At 59.9% G+C, this 15,848-nt stretch carries 12 protein-coding genes, 2 tRNA genes and 1 pseudogene; 6 read left to right on the top strand and 9 right to left on the bottom strand.

Translation table 11 applies throughout. The features are described 5' to 3' along the window. Positions 1–27 precede the first annotated feature (27 nt). Positions 28–720, bottom strand: a complete 693-nt coding sequence (locus tag ACFPO9_RS15950) for an alpha/beta fold hydrolase (protein WP_379772098.1) — start codon at positions 718–720, stop codon at positions 28–30. A 115-nt stretch (positions 721–835) separates the two neighbouring features. Here ACFPO9_RS15950 and ACFPO9_RS15945 point away from each other — a divergent pair, with 115 nt between their 5' ends. The 3 genes from ACFPO9_RS15945 to ACFPO9_RS15935 all read left to right on the top strand — a co-directional run bounded on the left by ACFPO9_RS15945 (position 836) and on the right by ACFPO9_RS15935 (position 3,229). Next, positions 836–2,560, top strand: coding sequence for a methyl-accepting chemotaxis protein (locus ACFPO9_RS15945; protein ID WP_379772097.1), 1,725 nt, complete (start codon positions 836–838; stop codon positions 2,558–2,560). 64 nt (positions 2,561–2,624) lie between these two features. After that, the gene (locus ACFPO9_RS15940; protein WP_379772096.1) at positions 2,625–3,110 is read left to right on the top strand and encodes an acyl-CoA thioesterase; all 486 of its coding nucleotides are present in this window, start codon (positions 2,625–2,627) and stop codon (positions 3,108–3,110) included. Positions 3,111–3,153: 43 nt separating this feature from the next. Further along, positions 3,154–3,229: transfer RNA gene (locus tag ACFPO9_RS15935), tRNA-Phe, on the top strand. Between the two features lie 510 nt (positions 3,230–3,739). Here the strand turns inward: ACFPO9_RS15935 and ACFPO9_RS27720 are convergent. Both ACFPO9_RS27720 and ACFPO9_RS15915 read right to left on the bottom strand, forming a co-directional pair. Further along, complete coding sequence (locus tag ACFPO9_RS27720) at positions 3,740–5,689, bottom strand: DUF262 domain-containing protein (RefSeq protein ID WP_465263311.1); 1,950 nt, start codon at positions 5,687–5,689, stop codon at positions 3,740–3,742. Positions 5,690–6,255: 566 nt separating this feature from the next. Next, positions 6,256–6,636: a hypothetical protein gene (locus tag ACFPO9_RS15915; protein WP_379772095.1), complete on the bottom strand. Its 381-nt coding sequence runs from the start codon at positions 6,634–6,636 to the stop codon at positions 6,256–6,258. Positions 6,637–6,760: 124 nt separating this feature from the next. Here ACFPO9_RS15915 and ACFPO9_RS15910 point away from each other — a divergent pair, with 124 nt between their 5' ends. The 3 genes and pseudogenes from ACFPO9_RS15910 (at position 6,761) to ACFPO9_RS15900 (ending at position 9,072) form a co-directional block, all read left to right on the top strand. Further along, positions 6,761–8,524 carry a hypothetical protein gene (locus ACFPO9_RS15910; protein WP_379772094.1) on the top strand — a complete coding sequence of 588 codons (1,764 nt, stop codon included), beginning with the start codon at positions 6,761–6,763 and terminating at the stop codon, positions 8,522–8,524. An 84-nt stretch (positions 8,525–8,608) separates the two neighbouring features. After that, positions 8,609–8,985: pseudogene (locus ACFPO9_RS15905) on the top strand (transposase family protein); the annotation flags it as partial. Between the two features lie 15 nt (positions 8,986–9,000). Then, positions 9,001–9,072, top strand: a tRNA-Phe gene (locus ACFPO9_RS15900). A gap of 308 nt (positions 9,073–9,380) precedes the next feature. Here ACFPO9_RS15900 and ACFPO9_RS15895 read toward each other — a convergent pair. The 6 genes from ACFPO9_RS15895 to ACFPO9_RS15870 form a co-directional block, all read right to left on the bottom strand. Then, positions 9,381–9,743 (bottom strand): hypothetical protein, encoded by a 363-nt coding sequence (locus ACFPO9_RS15895; protein ID WP_379772093.1) that lies wholly within the window; start codon positions 9,741–9,743, stop codon positions 9,381–9,383. Between the two features lie 58 nt (positions 9,744–9,801). Beyond that, positions 9,802–10,851: a glycine betaine/L-proline ABC transporter substrate-binding protein ProX gene (gene proX / locus ACFPO9_RS15890; RefSeq protein ID WP_379772092.1), complete on the bottom strand. Its 1,050-nt coding sequence runs from the start codon at positions 10,849–10,851 to the stop codon at positions 9,802–9,804. Positions 10,852–10,866: 15 nt separating this feature from the next. Continuing rightward, positions 10,867–11,937, bottom strand: a complete 1,071-nt coding sequence (gene proW / locus ACFPO9_RS15885) for a glycine betaine/L-proline ABC transporter permease ProW (RefSeq protein WP_379772091.1) — start codon at positions 11,935–11,937, stop codon at positions 10,867–10,869. Continuing rightward, a complete protein-coding gene (gene proV / locus ACFPO9_RS15880; RefSeq protein ID WP_379772090.1) occupies positions 11,934–13,142 on the bottom strand; it encodes a glycine betaine/L-proline ABC transporter ATP-binding protein ProV in 1,209 nt (402 codons plus the stop codon). Before proV ends, proW begins: the two co-directional genes overlap by 4 nt. Before the next feature lie 383 nt (positions 13,143–13,525). Beyond that, a complete protein-coding gene (locus ACFPO9_RS15875) occupies positions 13,526–14,491 on the bottom strand; it encodes a hypothetical protein (protein WP_379772089.1) in 966 nt (321 codons plus the stop codon). Between the two features lie 77 nt (positions 14,492–14,568). Continuing rightward, positions 14,569–15,837: a sugar MFS transporter gene (locus tag ACFPO9_RS15870; protein ID WP_379772088.1), complete on the bottom strand. Its 1,269-nt coding sequence runs from the start codon at positions 15,835–15,837 to the stop codon at positions 14,569–14,571. Between the last annotated feature and the right edge of the window lie 11 nt (positions 15,838–15,848).

Here is a 15,848-nt window from a genome sequence, read left to right as displayed (position 1 = left end):
TATACGCCTTCGCCCGGCTGAGACATCTCAGTCTGCGTGCTGCGCCAGCCAGGGCACGATGCGCGCGGCCAGCCGCGCCGGCGCCTCGATCGGGATCATGTGCCCGGTGTCCTCGATGATCTCGAGCGTGGCGCCGGCGATCCCGGCCTGCAGCTCGCGCGCCTCCTCGAGGCTGCGCAACTGGTCCTGGGCGGCCGCCACCACCAGGGTCGGGCAGCGGATCTCCCGCAGGCGATCGAGGTCGCCGGGCCGCTCCAGCAGCGACTGGCGGCGGAACACCTCGCCGCCCAGCCGCGTGCCCATCGCCCTCACCTTGTCGATCAGCGCCTCGTTGTTGCGCTCCTTCGGGTGCAGCGAGGAGGCCACCGCGATGCGGCTCAGGCCACTGAAGGCGATCGAGGGCGCCGCATTGCCCACTGCACCCTTGCGCTGGCGCAGCGCCGGCGTGTCGGGGCGGGTCGAGGTGGCGATCAGCACCAGCGCGCGCACGCGCTGCGGCGCCAGGCGGGCGATCTCGCGCGCGACGTAGCCGCCCATCGAAAACCCGATCAACATGAACGAAGGCGGCGCCGTATCCAGCGCGCGGCGCGCCATCGCCGCGATCGAGCTGTCGTGGCGCAGGTCCGCGTAATGCAGGGGACCGAAAGGCGCCAGCGGCGCCTCGAGCCCGGACCACAGGGTTTCGTCGGCCATGAAGCCGGGGACGAGAAGAAGAGACATCGGGTAATCCTCGCGACATATTCTGTTGGGTAAGGTAGCGAATTTTGCGCCATCTCAGGGCAGTGATGTGCCCGCATTCTTAAATTGGTCTTTTCCCTTACTAAAAGGAAACAAAGTGCTGACCAAGCTCACCGCCAGCGTACGGAACCAGCTCAGGTTCGCGTTCGCGATCGTGATCATCCTCTCCTTCGTATCGACTGCGGTCGCGATCTGGCGCCTGCAGGTACTGGCCGACGACACGAACGAGCTTACCCACCGGCCGCTGGCGAAGGAAAGGCTGGTGTCGAGCTGGCTGCTGAACATTTCGATGTCGGCCAAGCGCACCGCCGCGATCGCCCGCGCATCGGACGGCGAACTGGCGAAGCTGTTCGCCGATGAAACCGTGCAGCAGTCGGCGCGCACCAGCGAGCTGCAGAAGCAGGTCGGCGACATGCTCGATACGAACGAAGAAAAAGTCTTGTTCGCGCAGATTGGCGAGGCGCGCCAGCAATACCTCGAATCGCGCGACCGCGTGACGGCGCTGAAGGCCGAGGGCAAGGCCGAGGAGGCGCGCGCCCTGTACGACAAGTCCTTCGCCGGCATCATGGCCCGCTACATCGACAAGGTAAAGGAGCTGCTGGCGCTGCAACAGAAATCGATCGGCGCGCGCACCGGGGAGGTGCTGGGCAGCGCCCACCAGAGTTCCACCGTGCTGGTCTGCCTGTGCCTGGCCACGCTGATCTTCAGCGTCGGCGCGGCGCACCGCTTCGCGCGCGCGCTGTTCCGCCGTCTCGGCGGCGAACCGGCGCTGGCCACCTCGGTAGCCAGCGAAATCGCGGCCGGCAACCTGCGCGTCGAGGTGAAGGTCGCGGACGGCGACCAGGCCAGCCTGATGGCCGCCCTCAAGCGCATGCGCGACAGCCTGGCCGGCATCGTCGGTCAGGTGCGCGAGGGCACCACGGCCATCGGTGTATCGATCTCGGAAATGTCCAGCGAAGCGCAGGAGCTGTCGCGCCGCACCGAAAGCCAGGCCGCCTCGCTCGAAGAAACCGCCTCCTCGATCGAGCAGCTGACCCAGGGCATCCAGCACAGCACCGACAACGCCGAGCAGGCCAACGGGCTGGCCGCGCAGGCCTCGCGCGTGGCCCGGCAGGGCGGCGCGATGGTCGGCCAGCTGGTCGAAACCATGGGCGCGATCAACGAGTCCTCCTCGCGCATCGCCGACATCATCGGCGTCATCGACGGCATCGCCTTCCAGACCAATATCCTGGCCCTGAACGCGGCGGTCGAAGCGGCGCGCGCCGGCGAGCAGGGACGCGGCTTTGCGGTGGTGGCGGGCGAAGTGCGCGCCCTGGCCCAGCGCTCGGCGGCGGCGGCCAAGGAGATCAAGGTCCTGATCGACGATTCGACCGGGCGCGTGACGGAAGGCTCGACCCTGGCCGGCAAGGCCGGCGAGACCATGAAGGGCATCGTCGCCGGGATCGACCGCGTCAGCGGCATCATGAACGACATCGTCGCCTCCAGCCGCGAGCAGGCCAGCGGCATCGCCCAGGTCAACCAGGCCATCACGCAGATGGACGGCGCGACCCAGCAGAACGCGGCGCTGGTCGAGGAATCGGCGGCGGCCACGCTGGCGATGCAGGAGCAGTCGCACAAGCTGAAGGAGCTGGTGTCCGTATTCCGGGTGGACGTGGCGGCGGTGCGTGCGCCGGCTGCAGCGGCTGCCGCGCGCCCTGCCCTGCCGGCCCAAAAACCGGCGCCGGCGGCCGCGAAGCCGGCGGCCGCACGCGCCGCGCGCAAGGCGCCGCCGGCGAAACCGGCCAAGCCGGCCGCCGTCGCCGAGGATTGGGAAGAGTTCTGAGCCGGTGCTTGCCTGGCTGGCGGGTTCCGTGCCAGCATGGCGCTGACATCGACAAGGAGCAGCAATGAATCTACCCAGCCATCAGCTCAGCATGACGGTGCTGATGACCCCGGACACCGCCAATTTTTCCGGCAACGTGCACGGCGGCCACATCCTCAAGCTGCTCGACCAGGTCGCCTACGCCTGCGCCAGCCGCTACGCCGGCGCCTACGTGGTGACGATGAGCGTCGACCAGGTCACCTTCCGCCAGCCCATCCACGTCGGCGAGCTGGTGACCTTCCTGGCAGCGGTCAACTACACCGGCCGCAGCTCGATGGAAATCGGCATCAAGGTGCTGGCCGAAAGCATCCGCACCCAGGAAGTGCGCCACGTGAACAGCTGCTTCTTCACCATGGTGGCGGTCGGCGACGACAAGAAACCGGTGGCGGTGCCACAGCTGGCACCGTCCACGCCGGACGAGGAACGCCGCTTCGAGGAAGCCCGGGGGCGCAAGGACGCGCGTTTGGCGCTGGACCGGCAGCATGCCGAGCGGCAGGCGGCGCGTGCCTAGGACTATGGACGAGTTGCAGGCGTATGCTATAATTCGCCGCCTTGGCCTGGTAGCTCAGTTGGTAGAGCAGAGGATTGAAAATCCTTGTGTCGGTGGTTCGATTCCGCCCCGGGCCACCAAGAATTCAGCAGTTCATGTCAAAACGCCAACCCATGCAGGTTGGCGTTTTTGTTTGTGGAACTTGTAGTCCGCATGTCCGGTCCATGCCCGGCACCCGAAACAAACGCGGCGGTCAGCGAAGTCTCGACCAAATCGTCCAACTGTCCATACCCTCCCCTTTTTGTTGTGCATAAAACTTAAAGGTGCGCCGCCGGCCCGCTACTAATCGCACAGGGCCCGTCGCACGTGGCTGAAAGCCCGGTTTCGTTCCAATGCCGCTGTACTCAGATCGTGCCGTTGCAACCGCGGCAGCGAGAAGATGCGACCCGGCTCGTCCTCCCAAAGTGACAGGTTGCACATAGCCAACATACTGTTACCGGTGGAATCTACGACACCACGTCCGCAGGCCACGTCCTGCGTGGGGGTGGTCGGCCAATCATTTCTCCATTAGCCCAAGCAATTGTTCCGCATGGGCTCTTCGGTCGAATTCTGCCTAAGCTGACTTAGACAGCTCCCTACCCACAAGTCTCTTACTGTTTACGCTTCTGCCTAGGTGCCCTTACATGGGTCGACAGGACATCATCGTAATCAAACTGCAGTTTACTGTCGTCGTCGTCCTGTCCTGGCAGGTTCCAGCGTTCGCAGATGAAACGCACCATGTCCTGTCCACGCTGCTGGATCTGCTTCTCGCCCCACTCGTAGTCCTTACCAGCACGCTCCAGAATGTCCTGACCATCGTCTGTCATCCTGTATGCCGCTGCCTTGGAAGCGAGGTCGATATCCTTGACTGCCTTGTTCGCCCCTACGCCCAGCAAGGTCAGGTTGCCAAGGTCGTCAAGAACGTACTTGAAACGTTTCCCGAGAATTTTCTGGTTCGACTGCCACTGACCTGCCGCCGAAGGATTCTGCGGCATGATGTGCTCGATCGACGCGTACTTGTACGCGCGCTCCGACATGACGTAGGCCCCTTCCCCGGACAAGTCCGCCTCCCACTCACTCAGGAAGTATTTGATAGTCCCCCAGGAGCGCCATCCCTGTTCACCGATAAAACGAGCATGCGCTTTTTCGATAAACCGTCCGGGCGAAAATTCACCGATGAATTCACCATCCTCGTCATAACTCTCGAGGTAGTCCTCAATAGCTTCGGTGATCTCGCAAAACGAGTACTCCGGCACCTCATGATAAATAGCCCAGCCATAGTCCCCGAAATAGGTCTTCGACGAATGGTTGGAGTAATTGTCGCAGAGTCCATAGACGATAAAAATAAAGCGTTCGATCGCCTGTAGTAGTTGCACCAGTGTTTCTTTTGTCTCCGTCGTACCGGGACGCGTCATTTGGTTCAAGGCGCCCAGAATAAGGGGACGGAAATGCCTCATCGTGAGCCGATTCAACCTCAAGAACCAGTCGGCTATCTCCTGTGACGCCGGGAATGACGGCACGCTGACACTGTCAATGCTAGCGTTCTGGAATGCCCATAACTCGGACGAGAGACGCACGCTGTCGACATATCGTTCGATCTCATGCAACGTGATCGGATCGTCGCCTTCAACACTCAGGCGGTCATTCGAGAAACGCTCTTTAAAAAGCACGCGGTCCAGTGCCTCCTGAACTTTAGGCAAAGGTCCGATGTACATGATCGTATGGTTCAGAAGGAATTCATCTTCGCTAAGTGGCGGGTTACTATGACCAAACCAGTCGAATGCCTCACCCCATACGGCATCGATTTTGTCTCTTAAAGCAGATGCTACCGGCAGTTGCGCAAGGTCGGCCTGGCCCAGCAATTCGGCCAGGTAAATCAGCCGATTTTTCAGCACTTCGAATTTCGTCAGCTTTTTGCCGCGGTAGTTGATCGACTCGAACATAGCGCACACATCGAAACTGCTCTTCACTTCGTGCACATCGAAGACGAGTTGTTGCGTCAAGCGAACAAAAACATCGTCGATCTGTGGCTGCGTCATGCCTTGCAAGCATGTATCGAAGAAATCGCTCGCGTTCAGCAGATTCACTTCATAGATGTTGCGTGGGACAATTTCCGCGCTCGTCTTGCCGGCAGCCGGCACAGGATCAATCAGGCGACGCAAGAACTCCATTTTTGCCGGGGCGTCATATCCAAATACCTCGACATTACGCCCGGCGAGCGACGCGGCGAGATAGGTGTAGCTGACGATGGCAAGGGGCTGCCCGGCAAGCAGCTGCCCCGAACGTTCGATCAGTTTTCTTAGCAATAAATAAATGGTTGTCAAGCGCTGCTGCCCGTCAACAACGTGAAACACCTGATGCGGCCCGTTCTCTGGAACATCTCCGCGCGGTGCCGTCACGCCGCGCAAGGTCAACATGCCGGTGTAATGCAGCTGCCCTGACCGCAGCCAAGTCAAGTCTTTCCAAAAATCATCTAGCTGCGACTGTTCCCAGGCATAACCACGTTGGTAATCCGGTACGCGAAACAAAGTATTGTTAAATATGCTTGCCAATTTGTCCACATTACTCTCCGTTCGCAGCTGGCTTGGTCAGAATTGAATGCCAGTATCTTGGATCTATTATTGCACGTGGGGAATTTATATTGAAGAAATCATTCGACTGCAAATTGACAGCGAAGTAGGGCTTCATGCCGACCAGGAAGGCGCACCCAACCTCTGTTGGCGATGACTTCGACAGGTAGGGAGTGATAAGCGAATCGTCAGAAGCCGCAGGATATAAAGTCGTCGAGCTCTAGCCGCTTCTTGAAAATCCTGTCTCGGTGGTTCGATCCCGCCCTAGCCCACTAAGAATTTCCAAACAAAAGCGCCATCCCAGCGAGGTTGGCCTTTTGTTTCTTGCATCTGAAATTGCTACATCCGGTCCTATTCCCGGTACTAACATTGTGAAGCGTCACCTGATGCAACAAAGGCGGGCGGCTATGACTTCATAGTCGCCCGCCTTTCACATTAAGTCAAAGTTCGTTTTGGCGACTTGACCTAGGCACCTATAGCTGTAGCACCGGTGGCGGAACGTCCGCGCCGTACAACTCTGTTTTGCCTCTCGTCGTGGTGCTACTTCATTATGCCACTCAGCGCGCCTTGGGTTCCAGAGTACTCGAAACGCTCCGCGAACCAACCTCCTGTTTGGTTGGCTCTTTCGCCGCAGCGCCCTGCTTTACACCCTGTTGGTCGGCTATTATGGTACGAGTTTGGGCAGCGGTTACGCCGACCTTAGTTTGAACGTCTTTAAACATCATTTTGAAACCCTCAACGTGATCGGTCGTGTAGACTTGGCCAGTGCGGCTGTTGTCGGTCAGTTGCGAAGCAATGGCACGGTTACCCACGCCCGCTTTAGCCATCTTAGCGACACGCTCCAACGTTACGCCAGCACGCGAAGCTGGGTCTGACACCTTGCCAATTGTGTCGACGGCAGCATCTTTAATTGATTTCAGTTTCTTTACGATAGTCATTTTGGTTACCTTGAAGGTTAGTTAGATAGGCTGTCCGCCGATATGCGTAGCAAAGTCAGCAGGCGTTAGTAGGATAGGATCGCGCACCGGTCGGCGGTGCCGGAAATTTACGGAGACGCTGTCAATGCCTTTTGCAACACGCCACCATGCTGTCAAGCTGATAACGGTTGCCGAGTTTGTTGAGGAAGTTGGTGCTTTATTCGACCTCGGCACGCAGCAGGCCGATAAAATCACACTGGCCAGGTCCTTCAGCAAAAAACAGGACCGCTACTCCCTCCTCGACGGTGAAGAAGCCGCCCCCCTGATCGAAGCGCTAGCTGGAATTTCTGTCCGTCGTGGTGCCGAACCTAGCGATGACGCGCGTAACGTTCTGCGTGCATTTTTCGCCCACACTCAGCAACTGGTGTCATGGATACAGGCCAGCCTCGTACATGACGCCGCTGACCAGGAAGACCTGAACATAGCGGTGACCGAGCTGTTCGGCACCCCTCAGTTAGCGACGCTCATCTACGCTCTGTTTGAATCTGATGTCCTGGAGGACTACAGCCCTCTGAAGCAGTTACCCATCTGTGTAAAAGAGCTAACACGACAGGACTATGATCCGATCAAGGCGTGTAAGGAACTCATGCGATCACGCATTCAAGAACGATTAGACGGGCGCGCCCCAGTCACGCTCTTGTTCTTTAAACACCTCAACAGCCTCGATCCTCGCTCGTCCACCCGGCCGGCAACGCAGCGGCGCGAACTGACGGCACTGCGCGATGAACTGAACGCCATCCTGGGGAAAGCAAACGCGGACCTGTTGATCGACGAATTGACAGGTATCTATGCAGCAATGATGGCCCTGAAGCAGCTGCACCGACGCATGTCGGAAACTCAGCCCCAGTACTTCCCGGCATTAATACGGCAGCTAAATAAGGACATGCAGTCCATAATGGAGCGTGATACGTCACGTCGGCTAAGCGCTAACCGAGACTTGTTCGTTTTCTTTATGCATGCAGGTAATATGCGAAGGCTAACGGCCACAATATCGAACACATCAGCGTTCAAGTCCCTACTGGAGGGACACCGGACCTTTGCGAGTTCAGGCTTACCAAACCTATTACGCGATTTTCTGCGCAATGGCCTAACCAAAACTTGGAACCGAACCAAGCTGATCAAGGCACTGAAACAATTACAGCGTTGCTCTGACAAACCATTTCACGACGGTGTGGCGGCATTCCTCCTCGGTGTGCTTGCCATCAGCGAGCAAGATCCGGCAGCTCAATTACATTTCGCTCAGTGCTTGCAGGCTGCAGAGCAATGGGCACTTGGTCCATTTCATAGTCAGGCAGCGCTATTCGCACTGGGACTCAAATTGGCTCTGGAGCCATCACCATCGCCTAATGCTTTAAATCCGCTGCTGTCGTCCTATCTCGAGAATATTCCTCAATACACCACAATTCATCTGGAAGGCAGCAGCAGCGAGTCTACAGAAATATATAACCTACATGAAGCGATAGCCGAGTACAACGAATACTGCTGGACACTTACCGGCCATAAAAACGCTTTAATTGTCAACCCATTCAAAAAAATTGAGGAATACTTGCGAAAGATTTTCGACGAGATCGGGCAACGCAACTGGCCCGTGACGGCAGAAAGCTTAAAATTGGTAACTTTCGATGTGACTACGAAGCGTGACGTTGAGCGCGTAAAGAGTGAGATATACGGTACCAGCTTACATCAATGGCTAACGAAAAAATTTATAGAGGAAATTTTTCGCAGTTTTCGACACCCTGGCATGCTAGAAATTCTACCAGCGATCAACCGCTATGTTAATTTACCGGAGTCGATGCGGGATGCTATTGCAAGCGCTAGCGATCCTCGTTCAGCAGGTGCGGCGCCTTAAGGCTGCTCGTTAAATAGTTACGCCCATAACTACATAAAAACGACTAAAAGGGTGTAGACAAAGTCGGCGACGTAACTGTGGCATGCCGCCGCCGCTGTGGCCGCCCAAGCGTGTTCCAAGGCGCCCGGCCTTGAAAGGCTTTACACCGACGGTCCGTACGGAGGTAAGTGCGCTCGCGACATCGAGCAGCTACACCACGTCCGTGTCGAAGTGGTGCGGCGCCCAGGAAATCGCAAGACGGTAACCCTGCACGATCCAGAACGAGCGGCCGTGCCGGTCGCTGGGATTACGCGGGATTCGTGGTCTTGCCAGAGCGCTGGGTGGTCGAACGTACCCACGCGTGGACCGAACGCTGGTGCCGTACGGTCATGCATCACGACCGCTAGCTGGATGTCTCGGCCGCCTGGGTGTGGTTGACCGAGGCACGTATGCTACTCAATAGACTTGCCCATCAAGTTTGATTTCGTCTACACCCTGTTAGAGCTTGCGCTGATACACGAAGATTGAAAATTCTTGTGTCGGTGGTTCGATTCCGCCCCGGGCCACCAAGAATATCCACGCGAAAACGCCAACCCATGCAGGTTGGCATTTTTTTGTTTCCGGATTTCGTAGTCCTCGTGTCCGGTCCATGTCCGGTGCTTGAAAACAACCGCGTTGTTTGGCGAATGTAAGTTGGTGGCGGTTTTGGCACTCGGCACACTTTCTCATATATCGAACGGCCCCTGTACTACAGCCGTTATCCGATTTCGGGCACCACTCCAATTAGCGGGACATTTGTCACCCGAACGGAGCTTAAACACACGATTTGTGCCATTCTAAGGTGAACTTTGCACTTTTTTAACTGAGAAAGTTAAGGCTAACTAATTGATTTTGCGAACATTCTTGCCCGCATCCTTGATTGAGTGACAAAAGCTTGCAACGTAGTGCCAAAACTCTCACTAACCCACACCCGGGACAAGAAGTACAGCAAGCAGAGTGCGAGCAAGCTCGCCATCACTGGTCGACGGACGGGCCTGGGTAATAGACCGACGATACGTAACTTACCCTTGCTTGCCCAGGGAAATCTGGCAAAAAGCGCGCCAAGCAGCAGACCCGCCATGCCCCGGCCCGTGCCGAGATAATCGGCCAGCACCCCGACGACAAGGTAAGCGCTATAGCTCAGCGTTCCGGCCAGGGCGACCAGCACGCATAGTGCGAGCGCGAGCGTCAGCTTTGGCATACGCATCGCCGCTGTGAGCAAAAATCTCAGGATTTGTGTTCTCCTTCCAGGTGTTCCATCAAGGTTGCGCCGCTGCGCGCGCCTGCGCGATCCAGCTGTCGAACAGCTGCTGATGGTATTGGATCCAGCCTGCCGTATGGCGCGCGATATCGGCCTGCGTGTTTTCGCCATTCCGCATGCGCTCGTTTTGCGCATTGATGTCGGCAATCGGCAGGCGCATGACTTCAAACAGTTTCACTGCCGCCGGATTCCGGTCGGCCCAGGCGCGATTCACGACGATGCGCGTCGTGTTGACGGAAAAGCCGTAGTCGCTGCCATCGTCGAGGCGGGTATTGGCCTTCTGCGGATTCGACGAGAACGGCACCTGCAGCCAGACCACGTCCCTGCCCGGCGCCAGCACCCCGCTCACCCAGTAAGGCGTCCAGGTGTAGTACAGAATGGGTTCGCCGCGCTGGTAGCGGCCGATGGTATCGGCGATCAGTGCGGTATAGCTGCCCTGCACATGCTTGAGCGTCGCACGCAATTTGTAGGCGTCCATGTGATGTTCGATCATCGCCTCGCAGCCCCAGCCCGGATTGCAGCCGGTCAGGTCGGCCTTGCCGTCGCCATCATGGTCGAACAGCCTGGCCAGTGCCGGGTCGCGCAACTGGCCGATATTCGTGATGTGGTACTTCTCGGCCGTGGCCTTGTCGATCAGGTAGCCTTGCGCGGCCGGACCGGCATATTCGCCGGTGCGCAGCAGTTTGGCGTCGCCGCCGGCATTGTTGTAATAGTCCTGGTGCAAAGGATCCCAATGCACCGCGAGGAAGGTGGCGTCGCCGTTGGCAATGGCGATGTGCGCGGTCGGATAATCCACTTCCTTGATCGGCTGCGGCTCGTAGCCGAGCTTTTCCAGGGCGCTGTCGACCAGCATGGTCTGGAATGTTTCTTCGGCGATCGGGCTTTGCAGCGCCTGCACCTTGATGCCCTTGCCGGGCAGGCCGGCATCCGGCGTTTGCGCCATGGCCAGGCTGGTCGTCAGGGCCAGCACGGCAAGCGCCAGGGCCGAGAACCATTTGAATCTGCGCTGTGTTTTGTACGTGGCTTCGAAGTTTGCTATACGTTGCATCAGGATCCTTTCTATTTATTGTGCGCTGATGGAGGTGGCTGGCGCGGCTGCTTTGGCGCGTACCGGACCGCCTCGTACCAGGCGCAGGACGAAACCGGCCGGGCCCGTCTGGTACCAGTGACGCACGCCGCGGCGCGGCTGCCCCATCGCCTGCGTCAGGCGGTCCAGCGTGATGGCCAGCAGCACGATACCGAGACCGCCCACGGTGGCCAGGCCCATGTCCAGGCGGCCAATACCGCGCAACACCATCTGGCCCAGGCCGCCGACCGCGATCATCGAGGCGATCACCACCATCGACAGCGACAGCATCAGCGACTGGTTGATGCCCGCCATGATCGACGGCATGGCCAGCGGCAGCTGCACGCGGCTCAGCAGCTGCCAGGGCGAGGCGCCATACGCGCGCGCCGCTTCGACCAGGTCGGGACGTACCTGGCGAATGCCGAGATTCGTCAGGCGCACCAGCGGCGGCAGGGCGAAGATGATGGTCACGATCACACCAGGCGCGTTGCCGATACCGAACAACATCACCACCGGCACCAGATACACGAAGGCAGGCGTGGTCTGCATGGCGTCCAGCAAGGGGCGCAGGAGTTTTTGGGCGCGGTCGCTGCTGGCCAGGAATATCCCCAGGGGCAAGCCGATCGCCAGGCAAAACGCGAGCGAGGTCAGCACCAGCGACAGGGTGAGCATCGCTTCCGGCCAGACGCCCAGCATCGTCAGGAGCAGCAGCGCCAGCACGGTGCCGATCGCCAGGGTGCGGCTGGTGAACTGCCAGGCCAGCAAACCGACGATGGCGATCACCACCAGCGAGGGCGCGGCCAGCAGCAGGTCGGCCACACCGGCCAGGGTCGCGTCGATCGGCGCCCGCACGGCCTGGAAAAACGGGCGGCAATGTTCGACGACCCAGCCCAGGCCCTGGTTGATCCAGGCTTCCAGCGGCAGCGAGCCATCGAAGATCTGCGCCAGCTGAACGCCCCCGGCGTGCCCGGACGTGGCGGCCGGCGCTGCCGCGTCGAGCCAGGCGGTGTCGGTTGGCGGCGTCGGCAGCCATGGATTGACCGGGGTGGTCACAGTACTGGGATTCATGCTTGTCCTTTCTGATCTCGGTCGAGGAACTTCAGCAAGGTGGTCTTGCTGATGGCGCCGCGGAAGCTGCCGTCCCCGGCCACCACCGGAAGCGCATACGGCAATTGCGCCACCTGGCCGAACAGGCCGGCAACGGGCTCGTCCGCGCTGATGGTCTGCACATCCGGCAGGAAGGCATGCGACAGGCCCAGCGGACCGGTATGGCCGTCGAGCGCGTTGCGCAGCGACTCGGCCGACACCAGGCCGAGGAACTCGCGCCTGGGGTTGACGACATAGGCGTAGGCGCGGTCCTGCTCTTCCAGCATCGACAGCGCCGCGCGCGAACCGCGGCTGGGCGATTCCGACACCACGATCTGGCTCTTGCGGGCAATGTCGCCAGCCTTGAAGACGGCCGCCGCATCGACGCCGCGCACGAAGTTGCGCACATACTCGTTGGCCGGCTTGCGCAGGATCTCTTCGGGCGTGCCCACCTGCACCACATGCCCGTCCTTCATGATGGCGATCCGGTCGCCGATGCGCATGGCTTCATCGAGGTCGTGCGAAATGAAGACGATGGTCCGGCGCTTGATCTGCTGCAGGCGCAGCAGCTCCGATTGCATTTCCGAGCGCATGATCGGATCGAGGGCGGAAAACGCCTCGTCCATCAGCAGGATCGCCGGATCGCAAGCCAGGGCGCGCGCCAGTCCCACGCGTTGCTGCATACCGCCGGACAATTCGTCGGGATAACTGGCGCCATAGGCCGCGAGGCCGACCTGCTCCAGCGCCTGCCGGGCCAGCGCATGGCGCTCGGCTTTGGGCATGCCGGCCAGCTCCATGCCGAAGGCCGTGTTGTCGAGCACGCTAACATGCGGCAGCAGCGCGAACGATTGGAACACCATGCTGATGTCCTTGCGGCGCAAGGCGCGCAACTGCGCATCCGGCAATGTATTGATGTCCTCGTCGTCGACCAGGATGCGGCCGGCGGTCGGCTCGACCAGGCGGTTCAGCATGCGCACCAGGGTCGATTTGCCCGAACCGGACAGGCCCATGATGACGAAGATTTCTCCAGCCTCGATGGTGAAACTGGCGTCGAACACACCGATCGTGCATCCGGTCCGGGCCAGGATATCCTGCTTGCCGGCCCCTTGGCGGACCAGGGCCAGTGCCTGTTCCGGTTGATTACCGTATACCTTGAAGACATGGTCGATAAGGATTTGTTTTGCCACTGTTTGGTTCTCCTTCGATTTGGCAAAGGCAATGAAACCCTGGGCCGTTGGCGATGCAAAGGCGCATCGGCGTGCGCAAGCGGCGAAAAGAAACGAGGCACGCGTTCCGGCGGCGTTCACGCCGGGACCAGGGTGTCATAGGCGTGTTAAAAGAGGCTGGGTTTCAGGACTTTTAACGACGCAGGTATTTGACGAACGATGCGTCAAACGATTACGGATACGGGCGCTGGGCCCAGGAATGATTTCCCGCTCGTTGAGGGGAAATACGGTGCTGCGGAGATACTTTTGAACAAATATATTGTACGAATGATAGCGCAAACAGGCGCAAAAGTCCAGTAGCCTTCCAAATTGGAATGTGCTAATGCCGTTTCGCCAAGGCGCTTTTATTCAGCGTACAGTTGCACGTGAACCGGCGCATCGCCTCGCGTCGGCGTGAAATCCTCGGTGTTGTCCAGGAAGAGCGTATAGGCTCCGGGCTCCAGTTCGGCACGGACTTCAAGGTGTCCATACGCGCCACGTTTCGAAAGGGGCAAGGTGAACAGGCTTGTTTCGTCGATGCCTGTCGTGTTTTTGGGTAGAAACTGTTCCGTTGCTTCCTTCCCGAACAATTGGCTCATCATTTCAGACGCCTCTCCCAGGCCGATATTTATCTTCAGGTTTTCATAATTCTCGGCGGTCCATTTCGTGGGAAGCGTGATTATGTCCACGGGAACCTGATTATCGATATCGATGAGCATGAGTACGCTCGCCTTGCGATAAATGTTGAAAGTGAGATGTGCGTGCTCCTTCGTTGGCACATACACCGTCTCATCGATGAATGCGCGCGGGGAAGCCGCCTGAACCGGGGCTGGCGCAGGCGCCGGTGCAGGCTCTGGCGCAGCAGGCGTTGGCGGGGGCGCCTGCGGTGCGGATGCGGCACTGGCATTTTCTGGGGGTGAAGTAAGGCTGCCATCCCCGGTCACGGAAAGACGCCGAAAGACATCCGGATGCTTGCCGGGCTCCCCGCGCGTGATGAGTTCGTCCGCCTTCAAACTCATGATCTCGGTGCGCAGGGTCGGTGGAGGCTGGTCGGACAAGGACCACTTTTCCAGTTTGTCAGTGATCACGCCATTCTTGATGGACCACCTTCCATTTGCGGAATTCTTCGTGCCGTCGGATTTCGAGCGCCATGTGTAGTACGACGCATGGCCGGGCCGATAGTCGACGACGATCTCGACCTCAGGCACGTCGGCTGCTTGCCACACCCCGACGATTCCGCGCTCGAGTTCGGCGTCGTGGTTCGAGCAACCCGATGCCGCGCACATGAAGGCGATAACCAACGCCAGCGTCCTGCCTTGATCGAAAGCCATACCGGCCTCCTCGACTGTCGCGTCCTCAGCGTATGCCCCCAACCGGGCATACAGGATCAGACATCCAGGACGCCCTACTAGTTCTCCGACTCGCCCGCCAGGTAGAGCCCCGCGAAGCGCAGCCCGAACCAGAGGATGAAGGCGTAGCAGGCCGCCGGCACCAGGAAGGACCATTGCAGGCCCACGGCATCGGCCACCATGCCTTGCACGAAAGGCACGATGGCGCCGCCGACGATGGCCATGCACAGGATGCCCGAGGCCTGGCCGGTGAATTTGCCGAGGCGGTAGAGCGCCATGCTGAAGATGGTCGGGAACATGATCGAATTGCACAGGCCGACCGCGAGGATCGCCCACATCGCCGCCTGGCCGTGGCCGAAGATGGCGACCATGATCAGCGCGATCGACGCCGCGGCGTTGAAGGCCAGGGTCTTGCCCGGGCTGACGTAGCGCATGACCGCGAAGCCGATGAAGCGGCCGACCATGGCGCCGCCCCAGTAATAGCTGACGTAGTGGTATGCATCGGCCGGCGCCAGCGCCGCGACGTGCGGCTCGCCGATGAAGTTGATCAGGAAGCTGCCGATGCTGACTTCACCGCCCACGTACAGGAAGATGCCGATCGCGCCCATCAGCAGGTGCGGATGCGCCAGCACCGAGGCGCGGGTAGCAGTGTCGAGCTGCACCACGCCGTCGTCGGCGTGCTCGATCTTCGGCAGGCGGGCGAAGGCGAACAGCACCGCCAGCAGCAGCAAGGCGCCGGCCAGCACCAGGTAGGGCTTCTGGACGCTGGCGGCCTCGTTCACTGTCCCACTCAGCTGCTGCGCGCCGGCGGACAAAATCAGCACACCGCCCAGGATGGGGGCGATGGTCGTGCCCAGCGAATTGAAGGCCTGGGTCAGCGACAGCCGGCTCGACGCCGTACGCGGGTCGCCCAGCACCGTCACGTAGGGATTGGCCGCCACCTGCAGGATGGTGATGCCGGCCGCGAGCACGAAGAAGCCGAGCAGGAACAGCGCGTAGCCGCTCATCGAGGCCGGGTAGAACAGCGCGCAGCCGGCCGCCGCGATCACCAGCCCGGTCACGGCGCCACTCTGGTAGCCGATCTTCCGGATCAGGGCGCCCGCCGGCAGCGACACGATGGCGTAGGCGCCGAAGAAGCAGAACTGCACCAGCATCGCCTGCACGTAGTTCAGCGTGTACAGCGCCTTCAGGTGCGGGATCAGCACGTCGTTCAGCGCGGTGAGCAGCCCCCACATGAAGAACAGGATGGTGATGATGACCAGCGGCCCGGTGTTGCCGGTGGCTGCGCCCGATTGCGGCCTGAGCGCCGTGCTTGAAGTGTGTTCCATGATGTCTCCTT

The organism is Massilia aerilata (assembly GCF_042656905.1).
Lineage (GTDB): Bacteria > Pseudomonadota > Gammaproteobacteria > Burkholderiales > Burkholderiaceae_D > Telluria > Telluria aerilata.
Note: the sequence above shows the minus strand (reverse complement) of the source record. Positions and strands in the feature narration are given on the sequence as shown.

Excerpts from the sequence above, each read along its gene's own strand:
- ACFPO9_RS15950 (WP_379772098.1), bottom strand. The coding sequence starts at position 720 with ATGTCTCTTCTTCTCGTCCCCGGCTTCATGGCCGACGAAACCCTGTGG.
- ACFPO9_RS15940 (WP_379772096.1), top strand. The coding sequence starts at position 2,625 with ATGAATCTACCCAGCCATCAGCTCAGCATGACGGTGCTGATGACCCCG.
- ACFPO9_RS15915 (WP_379772095.1), bottom strand. The coding sequence starts at position 6,636 with ATGACTATCGTAAAGAAACTGAAATCAATTAAAGATGCTGCCGTCGAC.
- ACFPO9_RS15910 (WP_379772094.1), top strand. The coding sequence starts at position 6,761 with ATGCCTTTTGCAACACGCCACCATGCTGTCAAGCTGATAACGGTTGCC.
- ACFPO9_RS15895 (WP_379772093.1), bottom strand. The coding sequence starts at position 9,743 with ATGCCAAAGCTGACGCTCGCGCTCGCACTATGCGTGCTGGTCGCCCTG.
- proX (WP_379772092.1), bottom strand. The coding sequence starts at position 10,851 with ATGCAACGTATAGCAAACTTCGAAGCCACGTACAAAACACAGCGCAGA.
- proW (WP_379772091.1), bottom strand. The coding sequence starts at position 11,937 with ATGAATCCCAGTACTGTGACCACCCCGGTCAATCCATGGCTGCCGACG.
- ACFPO9_RS15875 (WP_379772089.1), bottom strand. The coding sequence starts at position 14,491 with ATGGCTTTCGATCAAGGCAGGACGCTGGCGTTGGTTATCGCCTTCATG.
- ACFPO9_RS15870 (WP_379772088.1), bottom strand. The coding sequence starts at position 15,837 with ATGGAACACACTTCAAGCACGGCGCTCAGGCCGCAATCGGGCGCAGCC.